We start from the raw sequence: 19,374 nt of genomic DNA, 5'->3' as shown, positions 1-19,374 counted from the left end.
AAAACATCAACTTTAAGAGCTTTTATATTTTTAGACAACAATTATTATTGCAAACAGCATAAAGTATAGTTAAAATAAATTTAAAGCGGTTTTTAATACTTTTTAAGGACATATATTAAAGAAGAATACTCTGAAGTGGTTCTTGCTTTTAAATTTGAGAGAAATCCTCTATAAAAACCTTTAATAGAATTCATTTTTCCTGTTTTATATTTTTCACTTAAAAGAGCAACATAATACGCATCAAAAATCATTGGTATTGTTTTTTCTACAATCATATTTTCTTTAGAAAATATTTTATGAATTGAACATTGAGAAAAATGCCAAAGATGTCTTGGAACATCAAAAGCCGCCCAAAATTCTTTGTAATATTTTGCATCGTAACTTTTATAATTAGGAACTGCAATTACAATTCTACCTTTATCAGAAAGTAATTCTTTTAATTTAGTAATATAATCAAACAAGTTTTCTATATGCTCTAAAACGTGCCAAAGTGTAATTACATCAAATTTTTTGTTTACAATATTATTTAATTCTTCTTTTAAAAAAACTCCTTTTTCTGCAGCTTTATTAATTGCGTTTGTGTTGGGTTCTACTCCAAAAACATTCCATCCATTTTTTTTACAAACATTTAAAAAATCGCCTGTACCTGCACCAACATCTAAAATGTTTTTATTTTCAGTTTTAAAAGAGTTAATTAAAGATAATTTTCTTTTTAAAGCATAATTCTTAACAAATTGATATAGTTTTTCAAACAATGTTTTTTTACTATCTGTGTGCGATATATAATCTTCACTTTGATAGTAATTTTCTAAATCTACTGGCACAGGTGATGTAACCAACATATCATATTCTTTGTTAAACATTACTTCGTAAGTTTCTCCTGAAACCGTGTAATCTTTGCAATCTAAAAAAGGTTTTAATCTTTTGTAAAGTTCTTTTTCTTTTCCCATAAATTTTCTTTTTTTATAAAATGTTCCACGAGAAACATTGGCAATTTTTATGATATTTTATCTACCCATATACACTAACAACACAGAAATATCACTGGGGGAAACACCACTAATTCTACTGGCTTGAGATATAGATGTTGGTTGTATTTTACTTAATTTTTCTCTAGCTTCAAAAGAAAGAGATTTTACTTTTTGATAATCAAATTTAGAAGGAATCATAACATTTTCTAATCTATTTAATTTATCTGCATTGTTTTTTTCTTTTTCAATATAGCCAGAATACTTTAAATGGATTTCTGCTTGTTCTATGATTTCTGCATCCATAGAATTTTCTTCTAAAAAAGAACTTAGTTTTTTTACATTCTTAAAATCGGAAAAATCTAACTGTGGTCTTGCCGCTATTTTAAAAAGTTTCATTGATTGATTGACCAAAGCCAAATTTTTTGCTTCTAAAATCGGATTTATTTCAGCTTCTTTAACACTTGTTTCTTTTAAAAATTTGATTAATAAATTAGTTTTAGATTGTTTTTCTAAAACACGATCCATTCTTTCTTTTGATGCTAAACCCAATTTAAAAGACTTTGGTGTTAATCTTAAATCGGCATTATCTTGTCTTAAAAGTGTTCTATATTCTGCTCTTGATGTAAACATTCTATAAGGTTCTTCAGTACCTTTTGTAATTAAATCATCAACTAAAACACCAATATAAGCTTCGTTTCTTTTTAAAATAAAAGGCTCTTTTTCTTGCACTTTTAAAGCAGCATTTACACCCGCCATTAATCCTTGAGCGGCAGCCTCTTCATAACCTGTAGTACCATTAATTTGACCCGCAAAAAATAAGTTTTTAATCAGCTTTGTTTCTAAAGAATGTGTTAGTTGAGTTGGTGGAAAATAATCATACTCAATTGCATAACCATATCTTAAAAACTTTACGTTTTCAAAACCATTAATAGCTCTTATTGCTTTATCTTGAATATCTTCGGGTAGTGATGTCGAAAATCCATTTACATACATTTCAACAGTTGTCCAACCTTCTGGTTCTACAAAAATTTGATGTCTATCTTTTGTTGCAAAACGATTAATTTTATCTTCAACAGACGGGCAATATCTGGGTCCTGTAGATTTAATTCGACCATTAAACATTGGTGATCTATCAAAACCTTCTCTCAATAAATTATGTACCTCAGGATTTGTATACGTTAAATAACAGGAACGCTGTTTGGTTAGATTTTTTGTAAGTGGTAAATAAGAAAACTTTTCAGTGTTTTCATCTCCTGGTTGCTCAATCATTTTAGAATAATCTAAAGATCTGCCATCAACTCTTGGTGGAGTTCCTGTTTTCATTCTACCAGACTCAAAACCTTTAGCAACTAAATCTTCTGTAATTCCTGTAGAAGCTCCTTCGCCTGCTCTACCGCCTCCAAAAGTTTTTTCGCCAATATGAATTAATCCGTTTAAAAAAGTACCTGCAGTTATAATTACTGTCTTGGCTTTTATTTCTAAACCTAAAGCGGTTTTTACACCGATAATTTTATCATCATTAAACAACAAACCATTTACAGAATCTTGATAAAAATCTAAATTTTCTGTTTGCTCTAACATCGTTCGCCAACATTCTGCAAACTGCATTCTATCAGACTGAGCTCTTGGACTCCACATTGCAGGTCCTTTAGACTTATTCAACATTTTAAACTGAATCGCAGTTTTATCTGTTACAATTGCGCTGTATCCTCCTAAAGCATCAATCTCTCTTACAATTTGTCCTTTTGCAATTCCTCCCATTGCTGGGTTACAACTCATTTGTGCAATATTTTGCAAATTCATTGTAATTAACAAAGTGTGCGCACCCATATTTGCTGCTGCTGCTGCTGCTTCACTACCAGCATGACCACCACCCACTACAATTACATCATATGTTGTTGAAAATAAACTCATTACAATATCGTTCCACGTGAAACTTAGTATTTAAAATACTGATTATTAATTACTTATAAAAATTAAAGCTTCATTTTCTGCTCTCCTCATCAGCTTTTTTTCTTCTGCTGTTTTATCTTTATATCCCATATAATGTAGTATTCCATGTAACATAACTCTTTGTAACTCTTCATCAAAAGAAACTTTATAATCTTTGGCGTTTTCTGCTACTCTTTCAACAGAAATAAAGATATCTCCGCTAATTAATTTTCCTAAAGAATTATCAAAACTAATAATATCTGTTAATGTATCATGTTGTAAAAACGCTACATTTAATTTATGGAGATAAGTATCATTACAAAAAATATAATTGATTTCTCCAACACTAAATAACTTCCATTGAATAAATTGTGTGATTCTTTTTTGTAAAAAACCCTCATTTTTAATCTTAAATAAAGTTTCGTAATTGAAAGTAATCATAGTTACTCTTTCTTTTTGTTAGAAAAATATGCTCTAACTTTCTTTTTATAATTTTGTTGCAAAGGTAAGGATTGTCTGTTTAATATTTCTGTTTGATTATAAAACTGTTTTTTAAACAGAATTGCTTTTATATTTCTTTTCTCAAATTCTTTTAGATTTGCATTTGATTTGCGTTTTTTATCCTTGCCTTGTTCTAATTTTGCACTATCTAACTTTAACAATTCGTAGTTTAAATTTTGCATTTTTTGAAGTGTGCCTGCATTAAAACCTTTTTCTAAAATTTCGTTTTCTAAGTCTTCCATTTTTTTTAGTGCTTTTCTGGCTTCAGAATTTACACCACTATTACCCCTTTCAGACTTTCTAATTTGTTCTTGTAATTCTTGTCTTAACAAACTTTGCTGTTTGTAAATCTGATAAATTTCGCCATCTAAATCATCCTTAGAATTACCTTCTCCATTTCCGTTTTTATTTCCTTCTTGTCCTGATTTCTTTCCTTTTTCACCTTTTTTACCTTTACCTTTTTCTCCATTCTTATCTGGTTTTTTTCCTTCTTTTCCTTTGCCTTTTTGCATTCCCTTCTGCATTTTTTTTGATAAACCTTCTTGCTTTTTAATTAAATCTGGCAAGCTAAAACCACCTCCTTTTCCTTTTTTTCCTTTACCCATTTTCATAGACATCGCATTTTTCATACTATTTAAAATAGTACTTAAATAGTCTGCTAAATTGTTTACAGAAGTCATTACATAACGCTGATTTGAAACTCCGTTTGGAAAACGATTTTCGGAAAAATTTTCTAAAGATTGATCTAAATTATAATGTGTTGTAGATAAATCTTCTTTTATTTTTGCAGATATTTTTGGCAAACGCATAGACAAAACATACAAACTATCATCTATATGTTCGAAATACGTTTTTAATTGATTTTGCTTTTTTAAATCTTTACCAAAGTCTGGATGTGAGGTGGAAATTTTGCCAAACTTATTCATTAAATTTTCTTGTTGAAAAGAAAAAATGACCAAGTTTTCTAAAATTTTACGCAAATCATCCATATTTTCTTCCATAGATTCACCTTCCATTTCTAACATAGATTGTTGCATTTTTGCACTCATTTCTTTCATCTTTTTAGATGATTTTTTTTGATGCTGTTTTGCGTTAGATGATTTCTGTTTAAAAAGATTTTCTTCAGATTTATTCAACTCAGAATCTATATCTTCTTTTTCATCATCAACATCAGGTAGATTCATTGGTTCTTTTAACTTCTCATTATCTTTTTTAAGTTCATTTAGTTCTTCTTTAATATTATTAAATTCTTTTTTAATTTCTTTTTGTTCCTCTAAAGTGTTTTCTTTTTTGTTGGCTAATTCTTCTTGCTTTTTAGAAAGTTGGTCTATTTTATTAGCAATTTGCATTGTTTTTTGCTCTACATAAAAACGTTTTGTGAGTTCTAAAATACGCTCTAAACTACGTTCTTGTTGTTTGTTTTGTTGCGCTAATTCTTTGGCTTTTTTTAGCAAATCTTCTTTGTTTAGTTTCTCTGCCATTTTTTGGATTTCATCCAGTAATTTTTGCTGTCTTTGTAGTTTCTTAAGTTCTTGAATCCGTTTTTTTAATTCCTCTTTTTTATTCTGAAGATTCTCATTTTGCTCGTTTTTCTCCTCTAAATTTTCTTGCAATTTATCGGTTTGACGTTGCATCATTTTATTGTAAAGATTCTGGCGTTCTACAAACTTTTGAATCTTCTTTTTGTCATTCCAAAGAAGCTGTTTTTTACTCTGCAAATCTTTCTGAACTTTCTCTAATTCTTTCTGTTGCTTTTGTTGTTTGCTAATAGAATTCTCAATATTATTTATGGTGTTTTTTTGCTCTTCTAGCAATTCTTGCTCAACTTCTTCATCTGTTTTTTGGCGATAATGAAACACTTTACTTTTTGCTTTTTTACTTCCGTTTACGGCATCATTGTCAAAAACTTGAAAAAACAACTCGTAATTAGCGCCTTTTTGTAAGTCTAATCCGTCAGGAAATTGATAAAAAAAAGTTTGAATATTTTCTTTGGTAATTGGCAAATCAACTATTTTTTGTTTTTGAGGATTTGCATCATTATAATAAACAATTTGTAATTTTCTAAGACCATAATCATCCGAAATCTGACCTGCAAATTGTGCTGTTCCGCGTAAAATACTATCGATGTTTGAAGTCACAGAAATTTGTGGAACTTCGTCTTTTACAACATCCACAGAAAACTGTAAATTCTCATAATCTGTTAATTTTTTGTTGGATGATGCAATTTTATAATTTATCGCTTTTCTGATTCTTTTAGAAAAAACAAACTCATTATCTGCTTTTACATCAAAATTAGTTCTAGAATTATTGTTGATAAAAACCACAGCATTTGTCTGATTTGTTTTTACATTCCAAGTAATATTTGTGCCTTCAGGAACCGTAATAATAGCCGAATTCTGAATGGTTTCATTTCTCTTTCCTAAATATTTTGGATATTGTAAATTCAAAGAAATATTGTTGATAGTTGGTGTCTGAATTACCTTAATTTGATACTCTTGAGACTGAATTCCGTTAGCTTCTATATAAAAATTAATGGTTTTTTGAACCTCAGAAAACGTGTAAGAAAATACTCCATTATTGTTATTTTGAAGATAATATTGTTGGTTATCAAACAAAATTTTTGCTTCGTTTGGCAATACTTTTCCAACAGTTTTTACTAGAATTGTAATGGGTTTTCCTTGAATAACATTTAGGTTTTTATTCACTAGAAAAAAGGAAAAAGGAGCTGGCGGAACAAATGCTTTTTGATGATTTACAACGCGTTTAAAACTTTCAGTAAAAACCCCTTTATTACCTGATAATAAAGTAATTAACCAAATTAATACAGGTACAATTGCATATTTTAAATACTTTCTGTTATTAGAAAAATCAACCGCTTTTACAAACGGAATGGTTTGCAATTCACTAGATTTTTGTTTGATACTTGCCAACAATAAATCAGATTGATTTGAGTTTTTTTTCAACTGTAAAACATTGAGTAATTTGTCTTGTACTTCAGGAAAATGATTGCCTATAATTTTTGAAGATTGCTCGTAAGTAATTCCTTTTTGTAAACCTATCAATTTAAAAATTGGAATGGCAATAAAACGTATCAACAAAAAAACCTCAACTACAACAAACAACCAAAATAATAGGGTTCTTGCGGTGGGTTTTAACCATAAAAAGTATTCTAAAAACAGCGTGAAAAAAAAGTACAAAAACCCCAAAGAAAGAAACAAAATACTTCCTTTTATCAACTCGCTAGTATAATATTTTCTAGTAAATTGATGTAATTTTTTTTCTATGTCTTTAAATTCGCCCATTATTAACTAATAAAAGTACTATTTTTACAATTATATACCATCAAATTAATTGTTAAAACGATTTTTGTAAGTAATTAAAAATTATTACAACTAAGGCTTTATAAAATTTATGACAATGAAACATTTAACAAAACTTTTATTCTTATTCATTAGTATTTCTGCATTTTCTCAAGGACCTTGGACCCAAAAAAAAGGTAAAATTTATACACAACTTTCTTTTTCTACAATATCAAATTACGATATGCTTTTTGGAAATCCAGATTACAATACAGAAAGAAAAACAACCGATAATACTTTACAATTTTACGGAGAATATGGGTTTTCAGACAACACAACATTAATTGTAAATCTTCCTTTAAAATTGATAAAAACTGGGGAAATAATAAACCCAATAGCAAATCTTCCAGAAAAGACAAAGGAAGGAAAAACAAACAAAATAGGAAATTTAGAAATCGGATTAAAACATAATTTTTACAAAAAAGATTGGTTGCTTTCGGGGCAACTTTCTGTAGAGGCAAATACCGGAAGTTTTGATAATACTACCGGAATTAGAACAGGATATAATGCTTGGTCATTGACACCATTATTCTTAGCAGGAAAAGGTTTTAGTAAATCTTATTTGCAGACTTTTATTGGCGCAAATATTAGAACTAATAATTATAGTTCTAATTTTAAAGTTGGTGGAGAGTATGGAAGAAAAGTTTCTAAAAATATTTGGTTGGTTGGGTTTTTAGATATTGCTAAATCTTTTAAAAACGGAAATGTTGTTTTGCCTAACAGCAATTTAGCTACAGGTTTGTATGTTAACGATCAAGAATATGGTGTTTTGGGTGTAAAAGCAATAGGAGAATTGTCTAATAATTTTGGAATAACAGCAAGCTTACCAACTGCTTTTTTTGGAAACAATGTTGCAAAAAAAATAGCTTTTAGTTTTGGAATTTACAAAAAGTTTTAGGTTTTTTAAAACATAAAATAAAAATAGTAAGGACTTCATATTTTTTGAAGTCTTTTTTCTTTCCTCTAATTTCTCTACTCTCCAATAAAACCTATCTTTGCAACATCATAAAAATTAGAAAAAATGGAGTCTAATGTACGTGTTCGTTTTGCACCAAGTCCAACAGGGCCTTTACATATTGGCGGAGTAAGAACCGCTTTGTATAATTACTTATTTGCAAAAAAATATAACGGAACTTTTGTGTTAAGAATAGAAGACACAGACCAAACACGTTATGTGGCAAATGCAGAAAAATATATTATTGATGCTTTACAATGGTGTAATATTCCTTTTGATGAAGGACCAGAAAAAAACGAAAAATTTGGTCCTTACAGACAATCTGAACGTAAAGAATTGTACAAAAAATATGCTCATATTCTAATTAATACGGGTTGGGCATATTACGCTTTTGATACTTCTGAGCAATTAGATTTTCATAGAAAAGATCACGAAACAAAAGGAAAAACGTTTATTTACAATTGGCACAATAGAGAAAAAGGACGTTTGGTAAATTCTTTGGTTTTGTCTGATGATGAAGTACAAAAACGCATTAATAATGGCGATAAATTTGTGATTCGTTTTAAAACTCCACAAGACGAAACCTTGATTTTAGAAGATGAAATTCGTGGAACCATAAAAATTGATACCAACACTTTAGACGATAAAATTTTATTTAAATCTGATGGTATGCCAACCTATCATTTGGCAAATATTGTAGACGATCATTTAATGAAAATTAGCCACGTAATTCGTGGCGAAGAATGGTTGCCTTCTCTCCCACTTCATTCTCTTTTATATAGCGCTTTTAGTTGGGATGCTCCAAAATTTGCACATTTACCATTAATTTTAAAACCTGTTGGAAAAGGAAAATTAAGCAAACGCGATGGAGATAAATTAGGTTTCCCAGTATTTCCTTTAGCATACACAAACGAAGTTACAGGTGATGTTTCTCGCGGATATAAAGAAGACGGCTATTTTGCAGATGCCTTTATAAATATGTTGGCTTTCTTAGGATGGAATCCTGGAACAGAACAAGAAATTTTTTCTTTAGAAGAATTAATACAAGAGTTTGATTTAAAACGTGTTAGTAAATCTGGTGCAAAATTTAATCCAGATAAAACAAAGTGGTTTAATCAACAATATATGCAACAAAAATCTGATGCAGAATTAACAGATTTATTCACCCTTATTTTAAAAGATAAAGGAGTTTCATCAAAAAAAGACTTTGTTGAAAAAGTAGTTGCATTAATTAAAGAAAGAGCTGTTTTTATAAATGATTTTTGGGATTTATCATCGTTCTTTTTTGAAGCTCCAACAACGTATGATGCAAAAGCAAGTAAGAAAAACTGGAAACCAGAAACTGGCTTGTTAATGAAAGAGTTGGTAGCTGTTATAGAAGGTATTCAAGACTTTTCATCAGAAAATACAGAAAAAGAAATCAAAGAATGGATTACAAATAAAGAAATTGGTTTTGGTAAAGTAATGCAGCCTTTACGTTTAAGTTTGGTGGGTAAATTAGCAGGTCCACATTTGTTTGATATCATTGCTATGATTGGTAAAAAAGAAACCATAAAAAGACTTGAAAACGCAATAGAAACATTATAATTTTTACAAAAGATTTAAATGAACTCAGTATTCGATTTATCAGAAAAAGAAATGAAATCTTATGGTTATAAAATTGTTGATGCAATTGTAAATCATTATATAACAATAGAAGATAAAAAACCGATAACCTCTGCAACTAGAGAAGAAATGGATGCTGCTTTTTTAAGGGAAGCTCCAGAAAATTCATCAGACGCAGCAGAAGTTTTAGACTTTGTTTTAGACAATGTAATTCCTTACTCAAACATTACTGCGCATCCAAAATCATATTCTTTTGTTCCAGGACCTAGTAATTTTATTAGTGCAATGTCAGATTCTATTGCCACTGGTTTTAATATTTTTTCTGGCGGATGGATGGTGTCTCCTGCTGCTGCAGAATTAGAAATTGTAACAATGAACTGGTTGTTAAAAATATTCGATTTTCCTATAAAAAAAGGAGGCGGAATTTTTACAAGCGGAGGTTCTACTGCAAACTTAACAGCCATAGTTACAGCAAGGCGCATAAAATGTGGCGATGATTTTAGCAAAGCTGTTATTTATCTTTCAGACCAAGCGCATTCTTCTAACATAAAAGCTATAAGAGTTCTTGGTTTTAAAAAAGAACAAATTAGAATTTTACCAACAGATATCGATTTTAAATTAAGTATTAATAAGCTTAAAAACGAAATTGCAAAAGACCGTTTATTAGGCTTACAACCCTTTTGTTTTATTGCTTCTGCAGGCACCACAAATACAGGTACAGTAGATCCTTTAAATGATATTGCTGATATTTGCGAAGAAGAAAATTTATGGTTTCATATTGATGGAGCTTATGGTGGTGCAGCCATTTTATCAAAAAAAGGAAAAAGCGTTTTAAATGGAATTGATAGAGCAGATTCTTTAACTGTAGATCCTCATAAATGGTTTTATCAACCTTACGAAATTGGATGCTTATTAGTAAAAGATGCCTCTTGGTTAAGTAATACTTTTAGCGAAAAACCAGAATATTTAAGAGATATTGAAGGTAATGAATCTGAAATTAATTTCTACGATTATGGTATTCAATTAACCAGAAGATTTAGAGCTTTAAAATTCTATATGTCTATTAAAACCTATGGATTAGAAACATTTAGAAAAGCAGTTACTTACAATATAGAATTGGCAGAAAGAGTAGAAAAAATGCTCAGAAAAAGTAAAAAATGGGAAATTATTTCTCCTGCTACTTTAGCTGTTATTAATTTTAGATACAATCCTATAGATTTAAATTTATCTGAAAAAGAGCTAGATGCTTTAAACCAAGAAATTTCTAAACGTATTTTAGCCTCTAAAGAAGCTTTGTTGGTAACCACAATTCTAAGCGGACAAGTTGTGCTTAGAATGTGTTTAATAAACGCAAAAACATCTATAGAAGACGTAAAACAAACTTTAAAACTCTGTAATAAATTTGCTAAAGAAATTATTGTAAAATAAAAAAGTTTTTATTTGAGGAATTCTTTTATACAAATTGTAACATTTTTTATTAAAATACTACTAATAAGTACTTAATCTTTTAAGTATCTTTACATAAACCTATTATTAACCTTTTAAAAAATTTACTATGCCTCCTTTTTTACCCATTATTATTGTCTTAGGATTACTTATTATTTTTGCCGCTTTTTTTATGGTAAAACAACAAACTGCTGCTATTATTGAACGTTTTGGACGATTTGAATCTATTCGTCATTCTGGATTAAGAATCAAAATTCCTTTTGTAGATAGAATTGCCGGAAAACTAAGCCTAAAAATTCAACAATTAGATGTTATTATTGAAACAAAAACGCTTGATGATGTATTTGTTAAATTAAAAGTTTCTGTACAATACAAAGTAATTAGAGATAAAGTTTATGATGCATTTTATAAGTTAGATTACCCTCATGATCAAATTACTTCTTATGTTTTTGATGTTGTAAGAGCAGAGGTTCCAAAAATGAAATTAGATGATGTTTTTGTAAAAAAAGATGATATTGCTATTGCTGTAAAATCTGAATTAAACGATGCAATGATGACTTATGGTTACGATATTATTAAAACCTTAGTAACAGATATAGATCCTGATGCGCAAGTAAAAGAAGCAATGAATAGAATTAATGCTTCAGAAAGAGAAAAAGTAGCAGCTCAATATGAAGGTGATGCACAACGTATTTTAATTGTAGAACGTGCTAAAGCAGAAGCAGAAAGTAAACGCTTGCAAGGACAAGGTATTGCAGATCAACGTAGAGAAATTGCACGTGGTTTAGAAGAATCTGTAGAAGTTTTAAACAAAGTAGGTATTAATTCTCAAGAAGCATCTGCTTTAATTGTAGTAACGCAACATTATGATACATTACAATCTATTGGGCAAGAAACCAATAGTAACTTAATTTTATTACCAAACTCACCACAAGCAGGAAGCCAAATGTTAAATGATATGGTTGCAAGTTTTACAGCAAGTAATCAAATTGGTGAAGCAATGAAAAATGCATCAAATAAAAAATTAGAAGAATAATGATTGTTACAACAACACCCTCTTTAGAAAACAAACCAATAACTCAATATTTAGGAATTGTAACTGGCGAAACCATTATTGGTGCAAACATTATTAAAGATTTCTTTGCAGGAATTAGAGATATTGTGGGTGGTAGATCTGGTTCTTACGAAAAAGTTTTGAGGCAAGCTAAAGATGCTGCACTAAAAGAAATGCAAGAAAATGCACAAAATTTAGGTGCAGACGCAATTGTTGCTGTAGATTTAGATTACGAAACTGTTGGACCAAATAGTGGAATGTTAATGGTAACCGCTTCTGGAACTGCTGTAAAGTTGTAGTTATTTAAAATAATAAAGCAAAAAACCGAAGCTTAAACTTCGGTTTTTTTTATATAAAATTATATTATTTCTTTTCTTCTATTTTTTCTTCAGGTTCTTCTTTAGCAGCATTTTTAAATTCTTTAATACCACTTCCTAAACCTCTCATTAATTCTGGTATTTTTCTACCACCAAATAATAATAGAATTACCACAACAATAATAATTATCTGTGGGCCACCAATCATCCCAAAATATATATTTAAACTAGTCATTTTTTTTTGTTTTAATTAAGACAAATATACAAAAAAGGATAGAACAGCATAAGAGTTTATTTATACTAATTTCTTTTCTGAATTATACCACCAATTACTTTTTTATCTTTTACAATTTTTGGATTTCCTTTATAAAAAATAGAACCTCCAAAACTAACTTTTGCATTTAAAGTTTTGCCAGCCAAAACTTCTGCTTTTGCGCCTGTACCAGCTTTTACTGTAGAGTTATTTTTAACTTTTAAATTAAAACCATGATAAGTTCCGTATAAATCTAAATCTACTTCTTGATTATTAGCAGAACCAGAAAGTTTTATAATACCGCCAGAAGAAGTTCTAACTTTTAAATAGTTAACTTTTGTAGTTAAATTAATAAAGGCTCTTTCTTGCGCATTTACTTCTAATTTATCTTGATTGATTTCTTTACCTGTAATAGTAGCACCTTCATTAGCATCTATAATAGCGATATCAGTATTGTAGAATAATTTAATAATAACCTCTCCATCTGCAGTATTATTTTCTGGTTTTAAAGAAAAAGGTAAAGATAATTTTAAAGTATTATTTACATTTTTAATTTTAACTCTTTCAGATTTTTCTCCAGTAATTTCTAATTTCTGACGATTAGATTTTATCAATTCTACTTCTATACCATTATATACTTTTAGGGTAGAAAAATCGCCTAAATTTTTAGTAATTTTAGATTGTGCAATCAATGAAAAACTAAACACAAATACACAAATAAATACTATTTTTTTCATCATTTAAAGGTTTGATTGTTATACTTAAATCAATAAGCATACCATTATAAAGACATTTTTTGTCTTTTATTGTGACAAAGATGAAAAAATTAATAAAACCTAAACTTTAATTTTTTATTATTTTTTTGTTTATAAAACCTTTATTGGTAATGATTTTTACAAAGTAAATACCGTTAGAAAAGTCTGTTAAATCTATCTTTTTTTGAGTTGATTTAATTATTTTTTTTCCTAAACTATTAAATACTACTATTTCTTTTAATTCTAAATTATTAGAAAAATTAATATTTATTCCGTTTTTAGTTGGATTAGGATGTACAAAAAGTTCTTTTTCTAAAATTGATTTTTCTACTGATAAAGCAGTATTAAAACTATACACTCTTGGAAAAGCTTTAGGTGAAGCTCCTATAAAAGTATCTCCATCTGCAGATAATGCAATACTTTGCCCAAAATTACTACTTCTCCAGGTAGAAATATTTATACCTCTTTGTGTCCAAGAATTATTCTTTAAAAAATAATTTTTAATGGTATAACCATAAGGATATCCAATAGCTATTTTATTACCATCAGAAGAAAGAGAAGAATAGCTACCAAAATTAATTGTATTACCTACTTTTTGCCAAGATTCTGAATTGTTTTTATAGATATTTACACCTTCATTAGATCCAACAGCAACTTTATTGCCATCAGAAGATAAAGAAACACTAATACCATTTCTTGTTGTGGTGCTTAAACCTGTAAAATCATTACCTATTTGAGACCAATCGTTGTTTTTAAATTTATATACTTTTACAGTTTTTCTACCTTTATTGCCAACAGCTAATACATTACCATTGTCAGATATATCTAAAGTTATTCCAAAAGCATCATATCTATATTCACCTTTTAAAGTTGTTCCTCTTTGTGTCCAAGTACCAGAAACATTTTCATAAACCTTAACAAATCCTTTTTTAGAAGAGTTTGTTTTGTAAGCAGTTGCTGCTAAAAATTTTGCATCTGGAGTTAAAACAACTTTATAACCTAAATAAAATTGAATTCCATCTCCAACAATTTCACCCTTTTTTATCCATTTATTGTCTCTAAATTGGTAAATACGGATATGACCTTCGTCTAAATTACCACCTTCAGGAGCACCTATAGCAAGAATTTTTCCATCAGAAGATAAAGAAACACTATGTCCTACTTTTTCTAAAACAGATTCATTTATAATATCTGATCCTAATTGTTGCCAATCTTTATTCTGATATTTATAAACCCTAACAAAACTATTTTCGTTGTTACCTGGAGCACCAATTGCTATAATACTTCCATTATCTGAAATTGCAACACCTGTTCCGAATTTACTGGGTTTAATATTGTTCTCATCAGGGTTATTTATTTGATTTCCTAACTGTGTTTGACCAAAAGTAATAATTGGTAAAAAAAAGAATAAAAGTAATGTTGTTTTCATGATGATTGTTTTTTACAAATTTTAATCAAATAGAAAACAAAAAAAATACGTCATATGACGTATTTTTCTAATTATTAAGTAGTTAAAACTTATTCTGCTTTAACTGCAGTACCTGTAATAGAAACTAATAAAGTAGATGAATTTGCAAGCGGTTCTATATCAACTTGAATACCTACAACTGCATTTGCACCCAATTTTATTGCGTTGTCTTTTAAATTCTGAAAAGCTTTTTCTTTAATAGATTCTAAACCTAAAGTATATTTTTCGTAATATTTAGACATACTAAACATATCTTTAAAAGACATTTTTTTTCCGTTTGAAGAGTAACTAGAATCGTAAGCAGAACCAGTAACAATACCTAAATAATCTACTATTTTAAAATTTTCTATGTTGTTTGTTGTTGTTAAAATCATACTATTTTTTATTTTTTTACGGAATTTTAATAATATCAAACCAAAAAAGTATTAGAAAAATTATAATCATTATTGGAAAAATCTTGTTTACAAAAAAATGACTAATCTTATAAAAATTATCATAAAAATGTAAAAGCTTTTCATTTTTATTACTAATACTTTTTCTCATATTCTGACTAGTTTTCTTTCTAAAAAATATCAAAACTGGTATTGATAATAAAAAAAAGAAAGTAATAATTAATTTTTGAAGTATCATTATCTAATAATTTACAATTTAATCTTCAATTAAATTAAAATCTAAGTGTTTGCGTTCTAAATCTGTTTTCTTTACTTGTACTTTTACATTATCTCCTAATTGATATAAATGTTTGGTAGATTGACCAACAATTGCATATTGTTTTTCATCAAAAATATAATAATCGCTTTTAATATCTCTAATTCTAACAATTCCTTCGCATTTATTATTAGTAATTTCTACATAAATTCCCCATTCTGTAACACCAGTAATTACGCCCTTAAAAACTTCATCTTTATGATCTTGCATATATTTTACTTGCATATACTTTATAGAATCGCGTTCTGCTTTAGAAGCTAATTCTTCTCTTTTTGATGAATGTTTACATTTTTCTTCGTACAAATCTGCTTTTGGTGTATTTCCGCCATCTAAATAATGTTGTAGTAATCTATGGGTCATTACATCAGGATAACGTCTTATGGGTGATGTAAAATGGCTGTAATAATCAAAAGCTAATCCATAGTGACCAATATTTTGAGTGGTGTAAACGGCTTTAGACATAGAACGAATTGCTAAAGTTTCTATCATATTCGATTCTGCTTTTCCATGTACATCATTTAAAAGCTGGTTTAAAGATTCTGAAGTTGTAGCTTTAGATTCTGTATTAATTTTATACCCAAATTTACTAATGATATTTTGTAGTGATGCTAATTTTTCTACATCAGGTTCATTATGTACTCTATAAATAAATGTTTTGTTTGATGGTTTTCCTTGATGTCTTCCAATAAATTCTGCTACTTTTCTGTTGGCTAATAACATAAATTCTTCAATTAATTTATTAGCATCTTTTGCTTCTTTAAAGTAAACTCCAACAGGATTCGCATCTTCATCTAAATTGAATTTTACTTCTACTCTATCAAAAGAAATGGCGCCTTGTTTCATCCTTTTTTTACGAAGAATTTTAGCTAATTCATCTAATTTTAATGTGGCTTCTACAATTTCTGGTATAACTTCATATTGATTATCAGTGATAGAAATATTTTTAGGTATTGTACAAATTAAATCTTGAGATTTCTCGATACTAATTTTCTTATTCTTCGAAAATTCACTCGAAATGACAGACTTTGAATTTTCTTTTTTCTTTGTTCTTTGTTCTCTTTTCTCTTTTCTATTAGCTTCTATTAAATATTGTGCTTCTTCATAAGCAAAACGTTGGTCTGAATACGTTACGGTTCTACCAAACCATTGGTTTATAATTTGTGCTTTTTCGTTGATTTCAAAAACCGCAGAAAAGGTTAATTTTTCTTCATTTGGTCTTAGAGAACAAACGCCATTACTTAACATTTCTGGTAACATTGGCACCACTCTATCTACTAAATATACAGATGTTGCACGCTCGTAAGCTTCATCATCTAAAATGGTTTTTGGTTGTAAATAATGTGATACATCTGCAATATGAATTCCTATTTCGTAATTACCGTTTTCTAATTTTTTAAATGATAATGCATCATCAAAATCTTTTGCATCTTTTGGATCTATTGTAAAAGTTAAATCTTTACGCATATCTCTACGTTTGGCAATTTCTTTTTCGGTAATTTCTATGGGAAGATTTTCTGCTTCTTTTTCTACTTCAGTAGGAAATTCATAAGGCAAATCGTATTCTAATAAAATAGAATGCATTTCTGTATTATGATCTCCTGGTTTACCTAAAACTGCAGTAATTTTACCAAACGGATTTTTAGAATTTTGTGGCCAATCAGTAATTTTAGCTTGTACTTTATCTCCATCTTCTGCACCATTCATTTTATTTTGAGAAATAAAAATATCTGCATACATTTTATTATTGTCTGGTATTACAAATCCGAAGTTTTTACTTTTTTGTAACACCCCTACAAATTCAGTTTTTGCACGTTCTAAAACTTCTACAACGTCTGCTTCTAACTTATTAGATCTTCTTTTTTTATAGATATAAACCTTTACAGTATCATTATGTAGCGCTTTACCTAAATTTACATTAGGTACAAAAATATCATGCTCATAATCATCAGAAATAAAATACCCATTACCATTAGATGTAGTATCTATAGTACCTACAGAATATTTTCTATCTGTATTAATCTGAAACTTACCTCTATCTATTTCTTTTATTTTTTTATTAGCTGTTAATTCTGCTAATTTTTTTAAAATTTGTGTTTTTCCTTCGGTATCAGAAATACCTAATTTTGCAGCAATTTGTTTGTAATTATAAAACTTAGAGCTGTCTTCATTTAATATTTTAAAGATATTTCTTGTTAAATCTTTTATAACTTTTCCTTTCTTTTTAAATATCTTTTTTTTCTTTCTTGTCATTAATTCTTATTTCTATTTATTTGTTACCAAAGTACAATTATTTATAATGATTAAACATTAAAAAACAGTTATCAATTGATTGTTGTATTTTGGCTTTTTATTAATTATTATTTATGTCTAATTCTTGGTTTTTAATTGTAAATCCTATTGCCGGAAATGGTAATTTTTCTAAACTATGGAAAGAAATTCAACAAAACTTAAAACTAAAGAATATAGACTACTCTTTTACTTTTACTCAGTTTTCTAAACACGAAATTGAATTGGTACAAGCTGCAATTCAACAAGGTTTTAGAAATATTATTTCGATTGGTGGAGATGGAACACTACATAATGTAGTTAACGGAATAATGCTGCAAAGATATGTAAAAACTTCTAATATAACTATTGGTGTAATTCCTTTAGGAACTGGAAACGATTGGATAAAGACCTACAACATACCTAATTCTATAGAAAAAGCGGTAGAAATTATTCATCAAAAAAAAATAATTTTACAAGATATTGGAGTGGTAGAAACCAATGACAAAAAACTTACTTTTTTTAATAATGTAGCGGGTTTAGGTTATGATGGATATATTGTAAATAAACTAAAATCTTTAAAACGTTTTGGTGCTATTGCCTATTTATTAAGTGGTTTAGCAGGTTTGTTATTTTATAAAAAATCTGTTTTTAAAATTATTTTTAATAATAAAATTATAGAAACTAATTGTTTGATGACCATCTTCGGAATTTGTAAATTTTCTGGTGGTGGAATGCAGTTTACAAAAAAGGTAAATCCGTCTGATGGGTTGTTAGATGTTACCATTGCTAAAAACTTAAATTTATTTGATTTAGTTTTTAATCTTAAAAAACTCTATTCAGGAAAAATAGTAGATCATAAAAAAATTGATACTTATAAAACCAGTAAGATTACAGTAATTCCACAAAATTCTAAACCTTTTATTCAAGCAGATGGTGAGTTAATTGGAAACGGAAAAGTAACTGTTAAAATTATAGAAAAAGGATTACAGTTTGTTGTTTCTTAAAATTTTCTTAAAAAAAATGTAACGTTTTCTTAAATAAGGCGTCTTTATAAAAAGAAGTCCTAATATTTAAGATGAAAAATTTAAATAAAATATTTGTTTTATTTGCCGTAATATTTATAACAGGTGTGGTAGTAACTGTTATTACTGTAAATTCTTCTTTAAATAAAACAGAAACTCCTGTTAAAGCTTCCGAAATTCAAAAAGACACCACTTATCTTCTAAAAGCTGAGAAAAAAATAAAAACGGTTTAAATAAAATTTACATTTTAACTTATATATATTTTTATTTTTACACTTATCAACATTCTTTATTATAATATATTTTTTCTTTTAAAAATTTTAAAAAACGATGATGTATATAATAGTATGTGAATAGCTACAATAAAAATTTTAATTTTAATTTTTTTATATGAGTTATTAAAAATCATTGACAACTTATCATTTATTTAAAAGCTTAAAAATCAATTTAAAATTACACTTATTAACAAAACTTATAAACAGTAATTAACCTTAAATTCTTAATAGTTAACAATGTTAATACTGTAAATAAATTGTAAATTTTATGTTGATAAACTTTTATCAAAAATCAATAAAAAAAGTTGTGTATATAAAACTACTACTTGTATTATAATAAATTTTAAAACTACCAAAAAAACTTACGAGTTTTTCATTACAACTTCTTAACATTTAGATAATATAGTTAAAGAGTTAAAAAAGAAACTGTTATTAAAAAAGATAAAAATTACAATGTTTATAACTGTTAATAACCATTAATTTCT

At 28.0% G+C, this 19,374-nt stretch carries 16 protein-coding genes; 7 read left to right on the top strand and 9 right to left on the bottom strand.

Features of this window, described 5'->3' with window-relative positions; translation table 11 throughout:
* Positions 1 to 92: 92 nt before the first annotated feature.
* From ACY2RX_RS11500 to ACY2RX_RS11485, 4 genes are read right to left on the bottom strand one after another with little or no spacing between them, the layout of a single operon-like run.
* Positions 93 to 950 (bottom strand): class I SAM-dependent methyltransferase, encoded by an 858-nt coding sequence (locus tag ACY2RX_RS11500; protein ID WP_490104132.1) that lies wholly within the window; start codon positions 948 to 950, stop codon positions 93 to 95.
* A gap of 57 nt (positions 951 to 1,007) precedes the next feature.
* On the bottom strand, positions 1,008 to 2,885 hold the full coding sequence (mnmG, locus tag ACY2RX_RS11495) for a tRNA uridine-5-carboxymethylaminomethyl(34) synthesis enzyme MnmG (RefSeq protein WP_490104131.1): 1,878 nt from the start codon (positions 2,883 to 2,885) through the stop codon (positions 1,008 to 1,010).
* A gap of 45 nt (positions 2,886 to 2,930) precedes the next feature.
* The gene (gene ybeY / locus ACY2RX_RS11490) at positions 2,931 to 3,344 is read right to left on the bottom strand and encodes an rRNA maturation RNase YbeY (protein WP_490104130.1); all 414 of its coding nucleotides are present in this window, start codon (positions 3,342 to 3,344) and stop codon (positions 2,931 to 2,933) included.
* A 2-nt stretch (positions 3,345 to 3,346) separates the two neighbouring features.
* Entirely contained in the window at positions 3,347 to 6,706 is a 3,360-nt protein-coding gene (locus tag ACY2RX_RS11485; RefSeq protein ID WP_490104129.1) for a DUF4175 family protein, read from the bottom strand.
* Between the two features lie 115 nt (positions 6,707 to 6,821).
* On the opposite strand from ACY2RX_RS11485, the gene ACY2RX_RS11480 reads away from it, so the two are divergent.
* The 5 genes from ACY2RX_RS11480 (at position 6,822) to ACY2RX_RS11460 (ending at position 12,122) form a co-directional block, all read left to right on the top strand.
* On the top strand, positions 6,822 to 7,661 hold the full coding sequence (locus ACY2RX_RS11480; RefSeq protein WP_490104128.1) for a hypothetical protein: 840 nt from the start codon (positions 6,822 to 6,824) through the stop codon (positions 7,659 to 7,661).
* Between the two features lie 123 nt (positions 7,662 to 7,784).
* Positions 7,785 to 9,305 (top strand): glutamate--tRNA ligase, encoded by a 1,521-nt coding sequence (gene gltX, locus ACY2RX_RS11475; RefSeq protein ID WP_490104127.1) that lies wholly within the window; start codon positions 7,785 to 7,787, stop codon positions 9,303 to 9,305.
* 18 nt (positions 9,306 to 9,323) lie between these two features.
* Positions 9,324 to 10,751: a pyridoxal phosphate-dependent decarboxylase family protein gene (locus tag ACY2RX_RS11470; protein WP_490104126.1), complete on the top strand. Its 1,428-nt coding sequence runs from the start codon at positions 9,324 to 9,326 to the stop codon at positions 10,749 to 10,751.
* 127 nt (positions 10,752 to 10,878) lie between these two features.
* Positions 10,879 to 11,805, top strand: coding sequence for an SPFH domain-containing protein (locus ACY2RX_RS11465; protein WP_490104125.1), 927 nt, complete (start codon positions 10,879 to 10,881; stop codon positions 11,803 to 11,805).
* Complete coding sequence (locus tag ACY2RX_RS11460) at positions 11,805 to 12,122, top strand: heavy metal-binding domain-containing protein (RefSeq protein WP_490104124.1); 318 nt, start codon at positions 11,805 to 11,807, stop codon at positions 12,120 to 12,122. Before ACY2RX_RS11465 ends, ACY2RX_RS11460 begins: the two co-directional genes overlap by 1 nt.
* A gap of 64 nt (positions 12,123 to 12,186) precedes the next feature.
* Here the strand turns inward: ACY2RX_RS11460 and tatA are convergent, their stop codons facing one another.
* From tatA to ACY2RX_RS11435, 5 genes are all read right to left on the bottom strand, one after another.
* Positions 12,187 to 12,375, bottom strand: a complete 189-nt coding sequence (gene tatA, locus ACY2RX_RS11455; RefSeq protein WP_490104123.1) for a twin-arginine translocase TatA/TatE family subunit — start codon at positions 12,373 to 12,375, stop codon at positions 12,187 to 12,189.
* A 65-nt stretch (positions 12,376 to 12,440) separates the two neighbouring features.
* Entirely contained in the window at positions 12,441 to 13,130 is a 690-nt protein-coding gene (locus ACY2RX_RS11450; RefSeq protein WP_490104122.1) for a head GIN domain-containing protein, read from the bottom strand.
* Between the two features lie 106 nt (positions 13,131 to 13,236).
* Positions 13,237 to 14,577 (bottom strand): T9SS type A sorting domain-containing protein, encoded by a 1,341-nt coding sequence (locus ACY2RX_RS11445; protein ID WP_490104121.1) that lies wholly within the window; start codon positions 14,575 to 14,577, stop codon positions 13,237 to 13,239.
* Positions 14,578 to 14,666: 89 nt separating this feature from the next.
* On the bottom strand, positions 14,667 to 14,990 hold the full coding sequence (locus ACY2RX_RS11440; RefSeq protein WP_490104120.1) for a YbjQ family protein: 324 nt from the start codon (positions 14,988 to 14,990) through the stop codon (positions 14,667 to 14,669).
* Positions 14,991 to 15,264: 274 nt separating this feature from the next.
* Positions 15,265 to 17,574: a ribonuclease R family protein gene (locus ACY2RX_RS11435; protein WP_490104119.1), complete on the bottom strand. Its 2,310-nt coding sequence runs from the start codon at positions 17,572 to 17,574 to the stop codon at positions 15,265 to 15,267.
* Between the two features lie 113 nt (positions 17,575 to 17,687).
* Here ACY2RX_RS11435 and ACY2RX_RS11430 point away from each other — a divergent pair, with 113 nt between their 5' ends.
* A complete protein-coding gene (locus tag ACY2RX_RS11430; protein WP_490104118.1) occupies positions 17,688 to 18,596 on the top strand; it encodes a diacylglycerol/lipid kinase family protein in 909 nt (302 codons plus the stop codon).
* Positions 18,597 to 18,667: 71 nt separating this feature from the next.
* Positions 18,668 to 18,847 carry a hypothetical protein gene (locus tag ACY2RX_RS11425; RefSeq protein WP_490104117.1) on the top strand — a complete coding sequence of 60 codons (180 nt, stop codon included), beginning with the start codon at positions 18,668 to 18,670 and terminating at the stop codon, positions 18,845 to 18,847.
* Positions 18,848 to 19,374 lie beyond the last annotated feature (527 nt).

The sequence above is a fragment of the Polaribacter sp. 2405UD43-2 genome (assembly GCF_058147125.1).
The sequence above is the reverse complement of the archived record's forward strand: the minus strand, read 5'-3'. Positions and strand labels throughout refer to the sequence as shown.